Source organism: Psychrobacter sp. CAL346-MNA-CIBAN-0220, assembly GCF_040309805.1.
Taxonomy (GTDB): domain Bacteria; phylum Pseudomonadota; class Gammaproteobacteria; order Pseudomonadales; family Moraxellaceae; genus Psychrobacter.
In genome coordinates, this window is record NZ_JBEOPF010000001.1 from 1,129,773 (window position 1) to 1,150,272 (window position 20,500).

The window sequence follows — 20,500 nt, forward strand, 5'->3', positions numbered from 1 at the left end:
TATAGCAGGAGTATATTATGACTAACACTACCAATCAGACGACGACTGATACCTCAACCATGACATCGTTCGATCGTATTATTACCAACGCCAATCTTGCCACTTTTTCAGCGCATTATGGCTTTGATGTGCATACCAACCGTAAAGAAAGCGGTAAATCAACATCCGCAGACAGCACCTCAATAAAAAGCAAACCTTACGGTCAGCTAGAAAATGCTGCAATCGGTATAAAGGAAGGCACAATTGCTTGGATTGGCTCGAACGACCAGATGACCCCGCATCTTTCTCATTATCAAGCAGAACAAATACAAGATGCTAACGGCGGCTGGTTAACGCCAGGCTTAATCGACTGTCATACTCATTTGGTCTATGCCGGTAATCGCAGCAATGAATTTGAGGCACGTTTGCACGGTGCCAGTTATCAAGATATTGCAGCGCAAGGCGGCGGTATTGTCGCGACCGTCAGTGCAACGCGCGCAGCCAGTATCGAGGAGATATTTGCCCAAAGTGAAAAACGTCTTCTAGCCCTCATAAAAGAGGGCGTGACCAGTATCGAAATAAAATCTGGCTATGGTCTGGACTTAGATACTGAGCGCAAAATGCTCACCGTAGCGCGTCAACTGGGTGATAAATACGACATCCATGTCAGCACGACCTATTTAGCCGCCCATGCTTTGCCACCCGAGTATAAAGACCGTGCGGACGACTACATCGAACAAGTCTGCGAGTGGCTGCCGATCCTACATAAAGAAGGTTTAGTCGATGCAGTCGATGGTTTTTGTGAAAACATTGCCTTTAGCTCAGAGCAAATCAGACGCGTCTTTGAAGTGGCCCGCTCATTAGATTTGCCCGTCAAGCTCCATTCAGAGCAGCTGTCTGATATAGGCGGTAGTGCCTTAGTTGCTGAGTACCAAGGCTTATCAAGCGATCACTTAGAGCATTTATCAGAAACAGACATTGAAAAAATGGCCGCCAGTAATACGGTTGCAGTACTCTTACCCGGTGCTTTTTATACTTTGCGTGATACCAAACTTCCACCGATAGCAGCACTGCGTAAGCATCAAGTTGCTATCGCTATTTCAACCGACTGTAATCCAGGTACTTCACCGCTGACCTCGCTATTACTCGCGATGAATATGGGCTGTACGCTGTTTTATTTAACCCCTGAAGAGGTGTTAGCAGGAGCTACTATTAATGCTGCTCAAGCACTAGGGTTGTCTAAAAAGGGCCGGATAGAAGTAGGCTGTGATGCTGATCTAGCGCTTTGGGATATCACCCGCCCTGCGGACTTATGCTATCAAATTGGGCTCAACCCTATTGAGGATATTATGCGTCAAGGTCAGTGGAGTAAAGGCTAGTGTCGAAATATCTGAACCCACTCTGCAACGAATAAAATGTGGTTGGGAGAAATTTCTGCAGCCTCTGGAGTGACGCAGTCACACAGCAAGCAAGGAAATTTTTACCAGCTACATGAACCCATAGCTCTATTTTGTTTAATACTGAATGTACAAGTCTCATATTTGGTTCACTATACAAGAAAAGCCCCAATCAATTGATGATTGAGGCTTTTTGGTTTATAAGAATAAAAAACTTATAACGCTAAAAACTTAGGCCGCGTATTTTTTACGGACGATATGAGTCATCTCGACCATGTTACGCAGCTGTTGACGCACTTCTTCCCAGTTACGCGTTTTTAGACCACAGTCTGGATTGATCCATAAGCGCTCAATCGGAATATACTTTTGCGCTTCATCAATGACAATCTGCATAGTATCGCTATCAGGCGCACGCGGGCTGTGAATATCATAAACGCCTGGGCCAATGGCGTTTTGATAGCCGCCTTCAATATTTGCAGAACCATCGGCCCTATCAATATTGCCGTCAACCTTGAAAGCGTCTAGCAATTGCAAGCCTGAGCGTGCCGTTTCAATGGTGATGACGTCAGCATCCATGGCAGAAATATGATGCAAGCAATCATGGAAGCTTGAATAACACATGTGGGTATGAATCTGAGTTTCAGGCTTGGCAGAACTAGCAGAATGCTTAAAGCTATCAACCGCTTGCTTCCAGTAGCTCGCATGTTCAGCTTGCTTTAATGGTAAGCCTTCACGGAATGCGGGCTCATCAATCTGAATAATACTAATTCCCGCGTCTTGTAAATCACTGACTTCTTGATTAATCGCTTCGGCAATCTGTAAGCGCAAGATATCACGAGTCGCTGCATCACTTGGCGCAAACGACCAGTTCAAAATAGTTACTGGCCCTGTCAGCATACCTTTCATTGGCTTGTTAGTTAAACTTTGCGCGTAGCTGATCCAATCAACAGTCATGGCTTTTGGACGGCTGATATCACCTACCACGATTGGTGGACGGACACAGCGCGTGCCGTAGCTTTGTACCCAACCATTTTTGGCCAACCAAAAACCATCTAAATACTGAGCAAAATATTCGACCATGTCTGTACGTTCCGCTTCACCGTGAACTAATACATCAAGACCCAACGCTTCTTGGTCGGTCACACACTGACGAATCTCAGCTTTCATGGCGTCTTGATAATCGCTATCGCTCAACTCACCATTGTTCCATTGGCGGCGAGCTTTACGAATTTCAGCGGTCTGTGGGAATGAACCAATGGTAGTAGTTGGTAACAATGGCAAATTAAGCTTGGCTTCCTGTTTAGCATAACGGTCACTAAACACACCGTCGCGAACTTGCGCGTCTGACTGTGTTGGCGACAAACTAATATCTGTTGCGGTAACATCAGGTTGTAGCTCACCCGTTGCTAATTTGGCACAGATAACCACTTCACTTAGTTTTTGCTTGGCAAAGGCCAGTTTGCCCTTCAAATTTTTAGGAACCTCTTCAGAGGTTAAATCAACGGGTAAATGTAATAATGAAGAACCAGTACCCACCCATAAACGTTGATTGTCTTTGCCATCAGCAGCTTTTGGCTGGTTACCATTATTATAAGAATGAGGAGTATTTAATCGCTCATTGGCCTCTGTTAAGATATCTTGCACTCGAGCTTGGTCCGTAGTCCAGACACTGCGACCGTCGACGACGCCGATAGACAGCAGTTTATGACTTGGTAGATGATCAATTACTTGAGTCACATATTGCTTAGGCTGGCTTGAACGGGTGATATCAATATGAATGCCGCTAACCGGTAGATTACAAGCAACATGGCAATTGTTGCCTAGCGTGTCAAAGTAGTTTGCCACTATTAATTGTGGCGGCGTCTGTTGCAGACCATTATAAGCACGCTCAAACGCTTGTTGCCAGCGACCATCTAAATCCAATGACAAGATTGGCTCATCCATTTGCACCCAATCAACGCCTTGCTCGCCTAATTGGTTTAGCAAATCAGCATAAACTGGCAATAATTTATCCAAATGATCCAGCTTATCTTCCGCTTTTGAAGTGGCCAAATATAAAAAACTCACCGGACCAACTAATACTACTTTTAATTTTTTATCGATTTTACCTTCTTGCGCATTTTTTTCAATAATGGCTTTAGCGTCGCTTACTTGTTTAAATATCTGGGTAAAATCCGTATTGCTAAAGTCTTCGTCGGCTTCTAATTCAGGTACTAGATAATGATAGTTAGTATCAAACCATTTAGTCATTTGCCAAGCCGCATTATCTTCATACTGACCGGTATGGTCACAACCACGAGCAAAGTAGAACTGACGATCAAAGGTATCTAATGTTGCGGCACCAGCAAAACGGGGTGGCTGCACACCAAAGGCAACGGCTTGGCTTAGAACTAAATCATAATGGGCAAAGTCGCCAGTGGTTATGATATCGAGGCCAGCATCGATTTGGTCTTGGATATTGGTGGTAAATACTTCTAGCAAAGCGGCTTGAGTAGCGGCCTTGTCTTTTTTACCTTTCCAGTAATGTTCTAAAGCAAATTTGGTTTGGCGTTTATCACCGATACGCGGATAGCCTAGAATATGGCTGGGTACTTTAGATTGCGTGTTCGCAGTAGCCATGTGTTACTCCATTAATCGTATTCAGTATTTAAGGACTGAGATGAATAGTTTTGATGAAGTAATCATAGCGGATTATCTATATGAATAAAAATCAATTTACTTATTATAAGATGAATTTTACTAATGTTAGTATTTTAGCTCGGTCTTCCTGTTCTTTTTCTCATTTAAAACACTTTTAACTTTCCTATAAAAAAGACACCTGCCAGTAATTACTAACAGATATCTTTTCGGTTTTTTAAATCTTTCTATCTTTAATATCGTCTAGCTCATCTATTTTTTAACCTTACTATTGAATATTTCACCCGTATTGGCATCAACGTTTAGCTCAACGATATGGTCGTTCTTGAGCATTTCAATTTCATAATATAAGGTATGGTTGTCATAATTATTATCATTTTTAAATTCAACTTCCATGATGCGGCCACCTGTTTTTTTCTCAACAATACTCATGGCCTTCATGATATTAATTCTTGCTTGCTTAAGGATTTTATAATCAGCAACATCGCCACTATCTAGTTGGTCTGTTTCGGTACTAATGATTTTACCAGTGATAGCATCAATCTTAACCTTATGGCCAATACTTTCTGTACTGAACTCTATCTCATAGACGCCGCCTTGTGCCTTATCGTCATCATCATCGAACTCAGCGCTGACAAAAGTACCTAAGGCTTTTTTATTGGCGATGCTAATTGCTTGTTTTAAGCTAATTTTACTTGCTTGGGCGGCGCGTACTTCATTCAATTTTGTGGTTTGGGTCGCAGCGCTTACCGTCATGCTTAGCAGACCGGCAGTCAACGCTACTGCAAAACAGGCGCTTAGTGTGGTTAGCTTAAAGTTTTTTAATATTGTATTCATAATGTTATTTCCTTGACTGTGTTATTAGTTCTTAGTACTAAGTTTTGATATTGGTATCATGATACGTTTGTCTAGAAACAACTTTGAGGCAAAAAAGTAGCGTAATGTAGCATCCCTGTATTGTGAACTACCGACCTATACATACTCGTTTCATTTTAACCAGCTCACGGTATAATATGCTCCCTCATTTATTATCATTTTACTTATTTTTTCTCACTAGGCCATTCATGATCGTATGCTAAACACCTCACTAAATATGCCAGACTTGCTGTCTGATAAAAGTACAAATAACGATAATAGTGCTTGTTTTGACCTTGCTATTCATTCTGAGGCGGCGAATGCTTTTAATAGTTTACCACCCATCATCCAAGATGCCTTAGCGCAACAAAAGCGTATTGTCTGTATCGCTAATAATCCTTCTATAGATAGATCAAGCCTTGAGGTCTTGCTGCAGCCGACAGATATGTTGGTGTTGTTTAATGACTTTATTCATGCTGATTTTTTTGTAAATCACCCACTAGCGCGTGTTCTGCCCAAACTGTTATTTTTTCGCCAGATGGGCGATAGCAAGCTGCATTTTGGCTTACCGCCTAGAAGCAATAAGGTAGCCGCTATTAACGAGATGGCTAAACATGCCCCGCTTGGGGTGCTATCTAGTAATGTTCACTATCAGTTCCCATTGCCAGATGAAGACCCAAGTCCGTATGACGATCCAGTGACTGCAAGCCGGATATTAACTATTCCAGAGGCGTTAAAATATTTATTAAATAGTGATGAGCATTGTCGCGTGCTCTCAGAGCAGCATCCAGTAGTGGCCGATTATCCTCATTTTTCTGACATTCATTCATCTGCGCCGTCGTCGGGGTTTTTATTGTATCGACTGCTATTAGCAGCACGTATGCATGTGCAGCAGCTGCAAGATTCTGCAATGCCACTACAAATAGTGATGATTGGCTTTAATGACGAAGATAAAACTGAGCATTTTTGGCAGGGGCACAATTGGAAGTTTGAGCGTCAAGAAATGGCAAAAGCACCTTACGGCGTAGACGTTATTCGCCAGTATTAAAAGCTGCGATATAAAGATCTAGGTTACGGTGCAACACTAGATGATGAATCAAGAGGCTTAACCTCGTAACTAAACGCTCTCAACCAACCGATAGATATTTCAGAAGTTAAATCATCTAAACATAAGGCGCATCAGGACAATGGGCGGCGTCAATTTCAGCAGTACTTGGCTGACGAATCATAGTAATCGGCGTCTGCTGCTCAGTATCCCAATTAATCAGCTGCATCCGCTCAAACGCTGCCAGCCATCCTGCCATTGGCCAATGTTGCCATTTATCGTAAAATCGATTGGCATTAATGACAATGCTGGCTAAATGGTTGAGCGGCGGTCGATAAACGCTATGCTGCTGGTGATAAATCACATCGGCAGTTAAATAAAAGTCGATATTTAAGGCGCGCGCTGTAAAAGCAAAATCGGTATCTTCAGCTCCATAGCCAACATAATGCGTATCAAAGCCGCCAACTTGCTCAAATTGCGATCGCGATATCGCAAAGCATAAACTCCAAAACGCGCCATAATCTTTGGTTTGTTCAATATCAACTTCGACAGCTGGCTCAAAGTTATAGCGATAAGGGTTATAAACGGACAGCTTATATAAATCTGAGCTAGATAGCGTACCTTGTTGTAACTGCGCACCTTCGGTATCGGTTAAAGGTCGAGTAAGATAACGCGGCTGTCCCATTAGTAACGCATCAGGATGCGCTTGTAATTTAGCACTTAACTGCGCAATAAAGGTTGGCGCAACGATACAATCGACATCTAAGAATATCAGCGCATCATGTGTGGCATAGCCAACACCGCTATTGCGATTGCGCCCGATATCAAACTCTGACAGCTTACCCTTATTATTTAATGATGCACCAATAGTCGTCGGGATTTGCATAATATTTAAAGGAAATTGAGCCAGCCGCTTAGGGTCAGCATCGTCATTTACGACAATAACTTCAGCAGGTCTAACGCTACCTTGCGCCAGACTACTAAGCAGATTATAAAGATGACGGTTACGTCCGTAGCAAGTGGTAATTACACTAACAGGAAGGGTAGTAGAAGTAGCTGTCAGTTTAGTGCCTGCCGATTTATTGACTATTGGCTTATTTGTTATTGCTAAGGTCATTGACTGCCTCTTTTATAATGCTTGTTCTTATCGTGAAAATCGTGAAATTTACTAAATCTCAGTATGTAATCCCAGCTGTGGTAATAGCCATTCTTTAAACCATAGTTTGGTCGATGAATAAGCGACGATGCTGTCCATAAAGGTTTGAGCTGGCGAATGAGAGTCGTCTTCAAATCTAGTTCTTTCATTATTATACTTATTATTCTCGTACGCTAATGCCATATCCTGAATCTTTCCTTCTACTATCCGCCCTATAAACTGCTCCCAACTTAATGCCCGTCCTTGTTTTATCAGAGTTTCGGCCATCACTTCTTGCTCTTGATGTGGGCGGTTATCTGGCAGTACTACTAGTGGCGTATCATAATGATACGCTTGCGCAATACCGTTAAGACCACAAGCCATCAACAGCCAATCACTATGAGCAATAAATGGCGTCACGTCATCAACATGAGCAGCAATATCAACAAACTTGCGCATGTCATCATCAATAGGGCCAAGCGATATGATAATGGCATCTGGCAATGCACGGCGTAGTTCAGGCAACTTAGCATCAATAGCCTCATGACCGCCATAGCCCTTAATCAGGGTAATTAGCATGGTATCTGAAGACTCATTGATAGTACCTGATAACAAAGTATATAAACGATCATGAACAGTCGTTTCAGTTGTTAAAGTACTTAGCATCTGAATAAATGCTTTATAGGGTAGTATCTCACCATTAGCCGCCGGTAAAAAATCAAGATATAAGGTTTTTTGCCGTACCCAATCTGGGGTCTTTAAAGCTTCAAGCGCTTGCGGATAAGGCGCTAGTAGTCCAAGTGCGCCGGTAAAAGCATTAATATGCGGCGTATCATCACGAATACCAGCCAATCTAACATAAAGATAAGGCACGCTAGCAACGCGGCATAGCATTGCGACCTCGACACTGACATCAATAATCATCAGATCAATTTGACGCTGTTTGATGCCATCCAATATCTGCCAACTGCGTGTTTGGATATCAGTATTACCAACAGGTGAATAATGCAGACTACTCGGCTGCCAATACTGCCCAGCACGACCTGCCAGCACATCGTCTGGCCGCTCGTCTTCAGCATTAAGTCGGACAATTTGCTCTTCATTTATGGTAGTAAAAGTATAAGCGTCGGTAGGTAAACTGGTAAATACAGTTAATTGTTGTCGTATCTCAAGCGACAATAGTGCCGCTAGTTTATCCGCTTGTCGGCAGTGACCTGAGCCATGATGATGAGCATAATAGCCAATACGCATGATATCAATTCCCTAAAAAACAGACGCTGTTGCTTTACGGTCTGTATGCGTAGTGTCTAAAATAGAAGTGTCTAAGCTGGAAGTGTCCAAAATCATCTTATCCGAACCTTTTGGTTTATTATCTTTGTATGATTCACCAGTGAAAGAATTTTCTTTTAATACGTCTCTATATAACTGCACATATCCTGCCACCATTGCTGACACTGAACAAAACTGCTCGGCGCGATTGCGACATGCTTGCCGTGAAATATCGTTAATATCTTCAAAAGCTTGTACAAATGCTTCTTTGTCCATTTTAGCTACGATAATTCCGCTATCTGGCGTGATAATCTCAGCGCTAGCACCCACATCAAAGCCAATCACAGGTGTACCGCAAGCCAAGCTCTCAGCCAGCGTTAACCCATAAGGCTCGTCCCAAGTACTGGTAAATAATAGTGCGGTTACATTACCTAGGTAATCATTAATTTCGGCTTTGCTTAAATGCCCGACATAATCAAATAGTGGTGGTGTGCCCTGCTCTTTACTAATCTTGCTATCTTCTGCTAATAGCGGAGCAACATATTGGTTGAAGTAATCCTCATTGCTTTTAGGGCCGGCAATAACCAGTCGCTTACCAGCAGCTTGGCAATATTCCATCGCTAAATGCGTGCCTTTTTCGGGACAAATACGTCCGTACCAAAAGTAAACCTCATCTTTAATAGGGTGAACATTGGCGGTAAACGATTGCACATCGATACCGTTATAAACCACATGCGACGGTACAAATTCCGCAAACAATTGCTGTTGATGACCACTAATCGCGGTAAACTGAGTTTTCGTGCCTTGCCGTAAGGTCAATAATGCCAAACGCAGCTGCGGAAAAATAGGCGTATGAAAAGTGGTAAAAAACCGTGACCCAAACGCTTGACCCAGCATCATTGGGATATGATGCAAGCTATGATTGTGTACCACATCAATCTCACCGCGCTCATCACGAACAATAATATCGTGCATCGCGCGCTGATACACTAAATACTGATACAGCTCTTCACGACTCATCCCCACCGAATCATGCTCATTGTCATATACCAGCGCTTCAAACTGCGCGCGCGTGAGTAACGGTACGAGCGTCGCCTGCGTTTGACTGTCTGAATGTGCATAAAGCAAAACATCATGACCTTGGGCAACCAGCTCATCACAAAGCAACTGGGTAATCATTTCAAGTCCGCCAGCATAAGGCTCTGCAATTGGATATAGGGAATGCGCGATAATCGCTATGCGTAATCTCGCAGTATCATGCGTTTGTGTAGGGCTAGTAGTATCAATACTAAAAGCATTGTGAAGCCTCATATTTGGTTTATTAGCAGCGGTGGCAAATGGCATATAGTATCCAAGGTAAATGAATTAATGAAAACATACAAATAAAGCTGAGTAAGGGAAGCTATAAAATAGCTGTAATAATTTGAAATGAAGACCACCTAAATCAACATTAAGAATTAACAGTTTTTTTATCTTCAAATTTAGTAATGTCGGATGTTTTTGTTATTATAAAAGCGCTGTTCTGAGTGGTATTAATAGGCGTTATCGACTGCGCAGCGATGGTATAAACCTTGGGCTCTGTATAAGCATAATTGGCAAAAATCACTTTGGCTGCCCATAACTTTAAAAGACAAACAGTGATTGCACAGATAAATAAGGCTGGAGAATAGAGCGGTGATAACGGCGACACGACGACTGCCGTGATGATATTTAGCATCAACAGCAACTTAGGTAACGCAACTATATTGGCAGCCCATACCGTACGACGCGTACGACTGTCTTCTTGCTTTGGGGTACAAATAAACGGCTTATCACGCCCCCAAAGCACAGGTAACCACGATAAAGCGCCAAGCTCCCAAAAGTTAAGATGTAGAGCCCAAGCACGTAACCTTTTATTAACGCTCGGAGTGTAGTTGCTATTTACTTGTTGATTAAGAGGCTCGCGATCATGCCAATACGCCCAAAGACGTCTTATCAAAAATAATGCATAACCTGTATATACGACATATAAAGGCATTATTAGGGTTGATAAGTTAATACTCGCATCTGTTAGTAACGCCCCGGTGATAATAAGCAAGATACAAACGTGTAGTAGTATAAAAATACCAGTCAAGTTTATCCAAGCACTGAGCTGTGATAAATGCGCACGCATATAAGCCAGACGCTCACCAATCCCGTCAGATTGAAGTAAATTTAGGGGAATTTTATTTAAGGGTGTAGTGAGTTTTGATACTTCATTATTATTAGTAACGTCAGTATTAATAGCATCATCATTAATGGCGACAGCTAACTGAGAGGACAGTGGACGAATAGAAAAGTAGCTATTGAGCACCTGCATATTGCCATAAATCCAGCGTCGACGTTGACTCATCAAATCACTTAAAGTATTCGGCAGTATCCCGGTAGCAATCACTTGGGGAATAAACTGGCTACACAAACCATGCCGATGCATCAGCACTCCCATCTGTGCATCTTCTGTGATTGACGCCCCTGACCACCCACCCAAACGAAGCAGCGCTGTGCGGCGAATAACCGCATAAGTCCCTGTCGATAGTGCACGCTGGCGATTAAAAGGACGGTATAAATGATGGTTAAAGTAATGATTCAGCTCACTATGAACATCTACTCGATCCGCATCACGGTAGAACTGCGGAAACTGTAATAGCGCATGATTAGGATAATTGGCAATAGCGGCAGCAATCGACCTTCTCGCCTGCGGTAGAGCCTGGTAATCACTATCAACTACTACCACATAGGTACATCTCGGATCCATTAGCCCCAAAGCTAAATTCAGCGCTCCTGCTTTAAAGCCTGCTACCGCATCGATATGATAAAAATGGACATTTAACCGCTCATTTAGTTCAGCACAAAATTTTGCTAAAGGCTCATATAATGCGATCTCAGTATGATTATTATCAACGATTAATATCTCATCATCAGTGGCTTTAATCGCGAGCAATGATTTGATAGTTGCAATCACCATCTCCGCAGGTTCTGCATGAGTCATTAACTGAAAGCTCAAACGTACAGGTGTTGCCATAGATGACGAAGCGTTTTCTAATACAGCATTCTTTATTTTAATTGTCTTCTTGATAGAGTCGCTATCATTATCTACAGTAACTGATTGATAAAAAGTAATAGAATTATCGTTAGTATTAAAAGCGCGATGGCTAATATTATTGTTAACATCTTCTCTAAAATGATCGTTCTGATCCTTGCTGTCTTTCAAAACACTATTTTCAGATACGTTGATTTTTAATAAAGAGGTTCCCGATAATCCAATAAGGCCATCGTCATTACTAGAAATATGTTGTCTTAACGCCTGGTTGTTTATAGCAGGCGAACTGCTTGAAAGTAAACTTTTTTCAGCATAGACTTCGCGACCGATCGTCATGTCTTATCCTTAGGCTTATACGTCAACTCAAATTAACGAACGAAGTCCATGTTAGCCCAAAGGGTTACCAATAATTATCTATGATCTGTCTATAAATTCATATAAATGTAACGCCACGTAAAACATGTAAAAATCTTATATATATTAGTAGTTTATAGTCCAAATAACTTTATATAACGTCTTTTGAAAACCAGTAAGTAGATTGCTTTGAACAAAAAAATACAGCGCCTACTAATAAAAGCAGACGCTGTATTTGATAAATACGATAAGGTGATTTTAGTTTAGGATACCATAAGCCAATAGCGCATCAGCAACGCGCTTAAAGCCAACCATATTTGCGCCAGCCATATAGTCAATATAACCGTTATCGGTCTGACCATATTCTTCTGAAGCGCCAGCAGCGCCGTCATGAATATCTTTCATAATATTCTTCAATTGCTGATCCACTTGCTCAAAAGTATTGTATTGGCGTACTGAGTTCTGTGACATTTCAAGCGCTGATACTGCCACACCGCCAGCATTTGCTGCTTTGCCAGGCGCATAATGTACACGGTGCTCACGCACATGGTCGATAGCTTCTGCAGTCAATGGCATGTTAGCGCCTTCAACAACGTATTTTACGCCATTATTAACCAACTGCTTGGCTTCATCTTCATTAATTTCGTTTTGAGTCGCTGATGGAATAGCGATATCTGCTTTAAACTGCCATGGCTTTTTGCCATCTAACCACTCACCGCCGAACTTATCGACGTAATCAACCAATGGCTTGTTTTGCGCTTTTTGCGCTTTTAGCCAGTCGATTTTTTCTTGAGTAAAACCGCTGGTATCATGTAGCGTACCGCGAGAATCTGATACGGTGATAACTTTGGCACCAAGTGCGATACATTTTTCGGCAGCATGCAATGATACGTTACCCGCACCTGATACTAAGACTGTTTTGCCTTTGATGTCTTCATCTTGAGCAGCTAGCATGTTTTCTAGGAAATATACCGCGCCGTAACCTGTGGCTTCAGTACGCATTAAGCTACCACCAAAACCAACACCTTTACCGGTAATAACCCCAGTAGATTCGCGCGTTAGGTTTTTGTACATCGCATACATGTAGCTGACTTCGCGGCCACCCACGCCGATATCACCGGCTGGTACATCCATGTCTTTACTAATGTAGTGATGCAACTCACGCATAAAGGCGTAGCAAAAACGGCGAATCTCACTCTCAGACTTGCCTTTAGGATCAAAATCAGAACCCCCTTTACCGCCGCCAATTGGCAGACCGGTTAATGCGTTTTTGAAGATTTGTTCAAAGCCTAGGAATTTTAGAACAGATTCGGTCACCGTTGGATGAAATCTGAGGCCACCTTTGTATGGGCCCAAGGCATTGTTGAACTGCACACGCCAGCCGCGGTTAACTTGCACTTCACCTTTATCATTTTCCCAGTTTACACGAAAGTTGAAAATACGGTCGGGCTCTACTAAACGCTCAAATACTTTTAAGGTTTCATATTCAGGATGCGCGTCATATAACGGTTTGATAGAGATTGCCACTTCTTTTACCGCTTGAATAAATTCAGGTTGATGCGCATAGTTTGCTTCAACTGTTTCGATGGCTTGACTGATACTCATATATCTTCCTTAACTGGAGAACGGGGATGGTACTGGATGACGTCCGCGCAATATCGTATTACAATACATAATAATATTGCAAATAATATTGCAGGATTAGTTTTTTATTCATGCATAAAGCATATAAAAACTGGCGGACTTGGAAGCCAATGGACTACGTGACCGATAGATACGATGTTGTTTATATGCCAATTAAAGACTATCAAATGTGGATAGACGTAGACAATATTACATGAATGCGGCACGAAGTGCGCTTTACGGTCAGAACGGTTAGGCAATAGACTTCGCCTATTTAATTTACCTTGCTTCCAAAAAAAGTCAATCCTATATTGCAATATAAATCACCACTAACCATGAACGCTTACTATTACAGACTAAATGCATAGTGACGTTAATAATCAATATCTTTATTACTGCACGCTCAATAATCATACAAATGGTATAAAAAAGCAACCAACTCATAAAAAAAAATTATAAATATTTAGTAATAGTCCAAAATTTTGAGAGCGATATTGACAATAAGGACAGGTGTAATACTTAGTTTTGTACCCAACTGCGGCATATTTTTGAGCCCATTAAGACCTTACCTCAGATTCTGGTAATAGTAGTCTCCTGTTAATTAACAGTAAATAACTAAGAAATAGAGCATAATATAGTTAATTTCATCTAATTCCTGATCCCATCTAAACTTTTGATTGGCCTTTCATACCACTCTTATTACCCAATCCCTGATAGTGGCAACCTCTGCCAGATTATGCACTCTTGCTTCTTTTTTAGGATGGTTTATGACTTCGCTTACCTCTGTGCGCGTGCGTTATCAAACGATTGAAATTGGCAATACCGATATTCATGTCTGTACCTTACGCGACAATCAGCAATTCAGCGACCCTGATGATGAAGCGCTCAACTTAGGCATTTGCTCCGCTTCTTGGCCATTATTCGGCGTGATATGGCCGTCAAGTTTGGTGTTGGCCAATCATATGCTCAATTATGATATTGCCGGTAGGCGTATTCTAGAAGTCGGCTGCGGAATGGCGTTATCTAGCCTACTGCTCAATAACCGGCACGCAGATATCACAGCGACCGACTATCATCCGACAGTCGAGTACTTCCTTGATAAAAATACGACCCTAAATAATAATAAAGAGATTGCCTTTGAGCGGCTAGATTGGGCGCAAGTGAACAGCGGTCTTGGTCGTTTTGATATGATTATCGGTAGCGACTTACTCTATGAAGACCAGCATGTCGATATATTAGCAGCGTTCATCGAGCGCCATGCCAATCCACACTGTGAAGTGATCGTCGTTGACCCCGGCCGTGGCCGCAAAAACAAACTCACTAAAAAGATGATTGAGTTTGGCTTTAGTAGCAAACATATTAAACCAGAAGATACCACTTATTTGGATATGCCTTTTAAAGGACATATTTTGACGTTTTCGAGGGATGCTTAGTCAATATTGGCTTTCTGCCCCTGCTGCTGATTGATTTTATACAAGACATGCTCAGCAAGTGGATGGTCGGATGACAGCGCAGGATGATAAAAATTGTCCTGCGTATTGGTCATGCCGATACGCTCCATAATCGATTGGGAGCGCTTATTAATAACAGCGGTGAATGCGACCACTTCATCAAGTGCTAGCTCCGCGAAGGCAAACTTTAAAGAGGCACGTGCGGCTTCAGTGGCATAGCCTTGTCCCCAATAATCCTTGCGCAGTCGCCAAGCAATCTCGACACAAGGGGCAAAATGCAGAGCAGCATGCGTTTGATTCAAGCCCACAAAACCGATAAAGGCATCACTTTTTTCTGAATCTTCTTTTAGACTTACTGCCCAGAATCCCCAGCCGTTATCTTCAATGAGCTGCTGGCATTTATTCGCAATGATATCACTCACTGTAGCTGATAATAACTTGGGGAAATAGCGCATCACTTCTGGATCGGCATTCATATCAGCGAATATCGCAAAGTCGCTTGGCTGCCACTGCCTAAGATATAAACGTTCTGTTTCTAATATCGATACGGTCATAAAGCTCAATCCTCACCTAGTCTGTATTAAATATTAACCTTTTTGTCCTCTGGCATCCCAAGCACCGACTGCATGCAGCTGTGTATGACATCAGAAAGTTGTGCTTTAATGAGATTAAGATTGTCTTTAATACCGTAGATCACGATCATAATAGTGCCTATAAGTTACTTTAAATATCATTTAACATCTTTAGAAGTGCTTATTTATTAAACCCTTATTTATTAAATAGGACGCTAATAACAGCCAGTAAGCGCGCCATAGTAGCACTAAATTTAATGAAAATTACTCCTAAACTCTAAATGAAAATGGCCACCCAAGCACAACAAGGACGGTAGTTAAATAAGATAAAAATAGCCTATAATTTTAACCACCACATAAAAAAGAAGACCCATTTTTGATGAGTCTTCTTTTTTATTGTTAACTCAGCACTAAATATGTTGATTGTTCGTTTATGTCGGTTGAACGCGCGAATATATGACCAACGATATACCGTTAGAGAATAGCTTAACCGCAAGTAAAACACCTACGAACAAAAACAACCATCCTGCCAATTGTTCTGCAGTAAATGTAGCACTAAGTGGATTAAATAGCGCAACAATAGCGCCAAGAAAACTGATAATACCAATCAGTAGCCATAACCTACGACTCATAAGGTGATATTACTTAACATTTAAATGCATATTACGGTTGAATTTATCTCTTTTGTGCCCCCAGCTTTTTTGCCTAACAATTACCTCTATATGCGATATCACTATATTCAGATTATCACACGCCCCCTGCCCCTTTACTTGACGCCTCACTGTTTTCTACCAAGATCGCAGTAGCACTTTTCTTAAGTATCGCCCACTGTTCATCGCAGACATAAATCCCTTCTTTCCAGGCGCGTTGATGGGTTGCAAACAACTCATCCGTTGATACTTTACGATCAAAATGTTGAATGTCTTTTTCGATATCGAAGTTAGAGGTCGACATCTCAATAACCATGTCATTAGTATTATAGTTATTCTGTGCCTCATTAAAAAAATACAGATCAGGGTAAACAAACCTTTTATCTAAAGTAAATACAGTATGCTTAGGTGCGCTGCCATTATCCCATTTAGCCAGACAAGCAATACCCTTTGCAGCAAGACTTACCAGCTCACTATAGGCTAACCAGCGGTTGTGACAATTGTGCAAATAAATTTTAAAATGATCACGCTTGCCCATTTTTTCAAGGGCATAGTCCATCACTACCGGTAAATGACAGACCAGACTGCTACCATGCAGATCTAAGCTAACTTCACCCTCAGCTTGATGGATAATATCAATAGGAACATCGCGTTCAGATAGAATAAAAGGGCTGGCATTGTTAAAGTGTAAGATGCCGTTTAACCCTGCCATTTGCAACTCTGCTACCATAGAAGCAATCAAATCAGCCTCACCTACTTCTCGTTGCATACCCAAGAAGGCTTTATTTACCGTCGTTACAATTTCATTATGCGATACAATCATGTCTTAATCCTCCTTGATTTTTTCTGATAGCGCAGATAAATTTGGCAGTAAAGGAAACAGCCATTCATCACTATGTACGTCATCAAATAAAGGTGCACCTTGGAACAACGTGACTCGTACCCAGCGATCAGATCTTGGATCAAACTTAGTCGCACCAAACATAGACAGCTTACAACGCAACAGATGCATCGGCAATGCGGTCTTCTGCAACACATTAATCTGAATATCTCCCATTTTCTTATGACCCATGGTCCAGACACGCCGAGCAATCGAACGATGTTTTGGCTGACTTAGGATAAATTCAGAAATAAGCTGCTGCGAATCGGCTTGCTGTAATGCTAAATACAAGGTATTCGCTTGTCTGCCAATATCTAATAGAAACTCTTTATCATCACCATGTTCTTGTCCACGTACGCCCATTCTCGGCTCTTCTTTATCCTCAGAGCGATACCAAAACCAATAGACGTTATCTGCTGCTGCAAAATCAATGCTAATTGCCCACTGATAACGCGCTTCTAATACCTCAATAAGGTCTTGAACAACTTTACCACTGGGTAACGACATACTCTCGTCAGCATTGGCTTGCCCGGCAAACGGATCAACGCGCTCAGGATAGAGCTCCATCATGCAGGAGATCATAACCTCTTGGCTCTCAAAACTCAGATGCTGGTTACCCTGTAAGAAGTCAGCCCACGTGTTGCAGCCTTTAAGCTCGGTTATAAAGTTACTTTGCAAGTGCGTCAACTCATCAACAACCGTATTATTCAGGATGATTTGCGGCTCGTTAATAGTCACCACTTCAGAAAAATGTTGAATAGCACGGCTCATTAAATTTGTAAAAATTTCTACTTTTTTAGGCTCAATAGCACAAACCAATACCGCTTGTAGCCCCCCTTCACGAGCGCTTAGCCATTGATCGACGACACAAGGGTGATTAATCAGATATGGCGCCATGCCAAGGCCAGTGGCATTACCAATACCTAAATAGCGCTTAATCTCTGGATGTAAGCTAACTGCCTTCTTACCACCTTTTTGCTTGGCCAAATAATCGACCCAATCAAGGCTAAACTCTCGAAGCAAATAAACCGCACACATCTGCGCGCGAAAGGATTGGTTAAAATCTTCGCTATGATCTAGAGGTTTAAAGTCAAAAATACCGAACTTGCCATTGCCATAGACCGCAGTGGTGCGCAGGATATAACCCACTTGTGCCAGCACATCTAGATTAGGCTGCTGCCCATCGGCAAGTGAGCTGACGATATGATCAAAGACGCGCACGCTTTTATTTGCACGCGCGAGCACCATGACCATATTAGAATTGCGACCCGCTTCTTGTAGTGGTACGTTGGCTTTTAGATTTGCCAGTAACTCATCGCCTATCTCGCCATAGACCAGAGCAAAGGTAACATCCCATTTTTGGGCAATGACGCGATCATTACGTTCCTCATCGGCGATCTGATTGCAGAATACGACCAGATGATAAACATGTTCATGGGTTTGCAAACGGTAAATCACTTGCCCATAACCCTCTTTATCCAAATCCCAAAGATGGTTGCTTAACGTCCAGTTCTCTTTGTCAATTTTACGTAGTAGCGTACGCACAAAGCTGATACGGGTTTGGTGCATTGCGCCCAATCTTTCAGAGTGCATCACCACATCAGGGGTACGGAAGCTGACTGCATTTAGCTTATCGTTGCTTGGATTATCATTGATTAATAGGCTATGTTCCATATAACTCTCACCTTAAATAATGCGTTAAACCGATAACTTAGTTGATGCTTTTAATTAATAACATCACTTAACAATGTCAATCAACAAATAAATTACCGGTTATATTGATAACTTACTTAATCAATTTCTTTGGTAGTTGTTTCTTTAGCACGCTTTTCCTCAGCGATTCTATGATCAGTTTCAACTCGGTTAGGACGATACAGATCTTGATCGTGAGCCATTTGCTGAGCAATTTTTGGTCCGTTCCATAATGACGGTAGAAGAACAAAGGACACTGGCACAGCGGTAATCACGATAAAGGATTGCAAAGCCGTCACCCCGCCTGCACCAAGCGAGATTAGAACGATAGCCGTCACCCCCATCATGATGCCCCAAAAGGTGCGGATCATAGCGTTAGGCTCTCTCTCGCCGCTGATAACCACACTGATGGTATAGGTCATTGAATCACCCGTAGTCACAATAAATACCATAGTTAAAATGATAAACAGTAATGAGGTAATCAAAGGAAACGGCAGTTGCTGAGTGATTGCCAACAACGCACCAGGAAGGTTAAAGCCTTCAAAAGCAGTACTAACACTACCCGGATTGGCAATCTCAAACGCGAGGCCTGAACCACCAACGACCGTGAACCAAAAGCAAGTGACTAGTGGTGCAATAATACAAACCGTCGTAATCAGCTGGCGAATAGTACGGCCACGAGAGATACGAGCGATAAAGATGGCCATCATCGGGCCGTAACCCAAAAACCAGCCCCAAAAGAACACTGTCCAGCCACCAAGCCAAGCTTCATCACCACGATAAGTCGCCATCGGGATAAAGTTATGGACCATGGTGCCAACACCTTGAATATAGCCATTGACAATAAAGTTGGTTGGCCCAAATATCAAAATAAAGACCATCAGCGCTACCGCTAGTATGACATTGAAGCGGCTGAGTATTTGCATACCGCGGGCAAGTCCACTAATCGCTGAAAGTGTATAAAGGGCAATAGCAAATATGATAATAATGAGCTGGGTGGTAAACGTATCAGGAATACCAAATAAAGTATTGAGTGCATAGCTGGTTTGTAGACCCAAAAAGCCAATGGGACCAATCGTACCAGCAGCAACCGCGACAATACAGCAAGCATCAATAATTGCTCCGGTATGACCGGTAAGCACCCGTTCACCAAACATAGGATATAGCAGCGTACGAGGTTTGAGCGGCAAGCCTTTATCATAATGTAAGTGCATAACCACAATAGCCGTCAAGCTACCGACAATCGACCAGGCCAAAAATCCCCAATGCATAAACGATTGTGATAGCGCGTTGAATGCTCTTTGTTGGATGTCAGCTGTTTCACCATAAAGTGGCGGTGCTGTCACGAAATGGGCGATAGGTTCAGCGGCTGCCCAAAAGACCCCGCCACCAGCCAGTAGCGTACAGAATAAAATGGCCATCCATTTAAAGTTGTCCATTTCAGGCTTGGGTAGATTACCTAAAATAACTCGCCCTGTGCGACCAGCCCCAACCGCTAAAGCGATCACAAAAGTGGCTAATAATAAGATTTGCCAAAAAGGGCCAAAGACTTTAGCCGACCAAACAAAGCCCGCATCAACTATTTGTGCTAGCTGCTCTTCTGCAAAGATCGCCATGAGAACAAAGGCAATAATAAACCCACCGCTGTACCAGAACGCAGGGTTTTTGAGTCCTAAGGTATCAGATGAGTCTTCTGTATGACTCAAATCGCCACCTACTTTGCCAGCGTTATGCGAGCGTCCTTGCCCATTATCTCGTTTAAGTCCCTTTAAATCGGCCATGGTGTGGCTCCATATGATAATTTTGCGTCATTTAAATTAGAGTTACCTCTAAATCGCCTTACTTTGTCTTATCTCGCCTTTCTATACTTTGCTGTTTGGTGATTAAAACAACACTTAGTGCT

16 protein-coding genes are annotated in these 20,500 nt (G+C 42.2%); 3 read left to right on the forward strand and 13 right to left on the reverse strand.

Translation table 11 applies throughout. The features are described from left to right. The first annotated feature begins 17 nt into the window (after positions 1-17). Positions 18-1,358, forward strand: coding sequence for an imidazolonepropionase (gene hutI / locus AAEY88_RS04380; protein WP_350559596.1), 1,341 nt, complete (start codon positions 18-20; stop codon positions 1,356-1,358). A 249-nt stretch (positions 1,359-1,607) separates the two neighbouring features. Here the strand turns inward: hutI and metE are convergent, their stop codons facing one another. Together metE and AAEY88_RS04390 are read right to left on the reverse strand one after the other, a co-directional pair. Beyond that, positions 1,608-3,995 (reverse strand): 5-methyltetrahydropteroyltriglutamate--homocysteine S-methyltransferase, encoded by a 2,388-nt coding sequence (gene metE, locus AAEY88_RS04385; RefSeq protein ID WP_350559599.1) that lies wholly within the window; start codon positions 3,993-3,995, stop codon positions 1,608-1,610. Between the two features lie 270 nt (positions 3,996-4,265). Next, positions 4,266-4,850, reverse strand: coding sequence for a PepSY domain-containing protein (locus AAEY88_RS04390; RefSeq protein ID WP_350559602.1), 585 nt, complete (start codon positions 4,848-4,850; stop codon positions 4,266-4,268). Positions 4,851-5,085: 235 nt separating this feature from the next. On the opposite strand from AAEY88_RS04390, the gene AAEY88_RS04395 reads away from it, so the two are divergent. Continuing rightward, positions 5,086-5,916, forward strand: a complete 831-nt coding sequence (locus AAEY88_RS04395) for a hypothetical protein (RefSeq protein ID WP_350559605.1) — start codon at positions 5,086-5,088, stop codon at positions 5,914-5,916. 115 nt (positions 5,917-6,031) lie between these two features. On the opposite strand, the gene AAEY88_RS04400 is transcribed toward AAEY88_RS04395, so the two are convergent. The 5 genes from AAEY88_RS04400 to gdhA all read right to left on the reverse strand — a co-directional run bounded on the left by AAEY88_RS04400 (position 6,032) and on the right by gdhA (position 13,334). After that, positions 6,032-7,030 carry a glycosyltransferase gene (locus AAEY88_RS04400; RefSeq protein WP_350559608.1) on the reverse strand — a complete coding sequence of 333 codons (999 nt, stop codon included), beginning with the start codon at positions 7,028-7,030 and terminating at the stop codon, positions 6,032-6,034. Between the two features lie 51 nt (positions 7,031-7,081). Beyond that, positions 7,082-8,299 carry a hypothetical protein gene (locus AAEY88_RS04405; protein ID WP_350559611.1) on the reverse strand — a complete coding sequence of 406 codons (1,218 nt, stop codon included), beginning with the start codon at positions 8,297-8,299 and terminating at the stop codon, positions 7,082-7,084. Between the two features lie 12 nt (positions 8,300-8,311). After that, complete coding sequence (locus AAEY88_RS04410) at positions 8,312-9,661, reverse strand: glycosyltransferase (RefSeq protein ID WP_350559614.1); 1,350 nt, start codon at positions 9,659-9,661, stop codon at positions 8,312-8,314. 106 nt (positions 9,662-9,767) lie between these two features. Further along, entirely contained in the window at positions 9,768-11,711 is a 1,944-nt protein-coding gene (locus AAEY88_RS04415; protein ID WP_350559617.1) for a glycosyltransferase family 2 protein, read from the reverse strand. A gap of 276 nt (positions 11,712-11,987) precedes the next feature. After that, on the reverse strand, positions 11,988-13,334 hold the full coding sequence (gene gdhA, locus AAEY88_RS04420; protein ID WP_350559620.1) for an NADP-specific glutamate dehydrogenase: 1,347 nt from the start codon (positions 13,332-13,334) through the stop codon (positions 11,988-11,990). 785 nt (positions 13,335-14,119) lie between these two features. Here gdhA and AAEY88_RS04425 point away from each other — a divergent pair. Next, on the forward strand, positions 14,120-14,785 hold the full coding sequence (locus tag AAEY88_RS04425; protein ID WP_350559623.1) for a histidine kinase: 666 nt from the start codon (positions 14,120-14,122) through the stop codon (positions 14,783-14,785). On the opposite strand, the gene AAEY88_RS04430 is transcribed toward AAEY88_RS04425, so the two are convergent. The 6 genes from AAEY88_RS04430 to AAEY88_RS04455 form a co-directional block, all read right to left on the reverse strand. Continuing rightward, positions 14,782-15,357, reverse strand: coding sequence for a GNAT family N-acetyltransferase (locus AAEY88_RS04430; protein ID WP_350559626.1), 576 nt, complete (start codon positions 15,355-15,357; stop codon positions 14,782-14,784). The genes AAEY88_RS04425 and AAEY88_RS04430 overlap by 4 nt on opposite strands. Positions 15,358-15,383: 26 nt before the next feature. Continuing rightward, positions 15,384-15,506, reverse strand: coding sequence for a hypothetical protein (locus AAEY88_RS04435; protein WP_350559629.1), 123 nt, complete (start codon positions 15,504-15,506; stop codon positions 15,384-15,386). A 300-nt stretch (positions 15,507-15,806) separates the two neighbouring features. Further along, a complete protein-coding gene (locus AAEY88_RS04440; RefSeq protein ID WP_350559632.1) occupies positions 15,807-16,007 on the reverse strand; it encodes a hypothetical protein in 201 nt (66 codons plus the stop codon). Between the two features lie 115 nt (positions 16,008-16,122). Further along, positions 16,123-16,848 (reverse strand): DUF3726 domain-containing protein, encoded by a 726-nt coding sequence (locus tag AAEY88_RS04445; RefSeq protein ID WP_350559635.1) that lies wholly within the window; start codon positions 16,846-16,848, stop codon positions 16,123-16,125. 3 nt (positions 16,849-16,851) lie between these two features. Beyond that, entirely contained in the window at positions 16,852-18,579 is a 1,728-nt protein-coding gene (locus tag AAEY88_RS04450; RefSeq protein ID WP_350559638.1) for a hypothetical protein, read from the reverse strand. A 116-nt stretch (positions 18,580-18,695) separates the two neighbouring features. Further along, a complete protein-coding gene (locus tag AAEY88_RS04455) occupies positions 18,696-20,378 on the reverse strand; it encodes a BCCT family transporter (protein WP_350559641.1) in 1,683 nt (560 codons plus the stop codon). Positions 20,379-20,500: the final 122 nt, after the last annotated feature.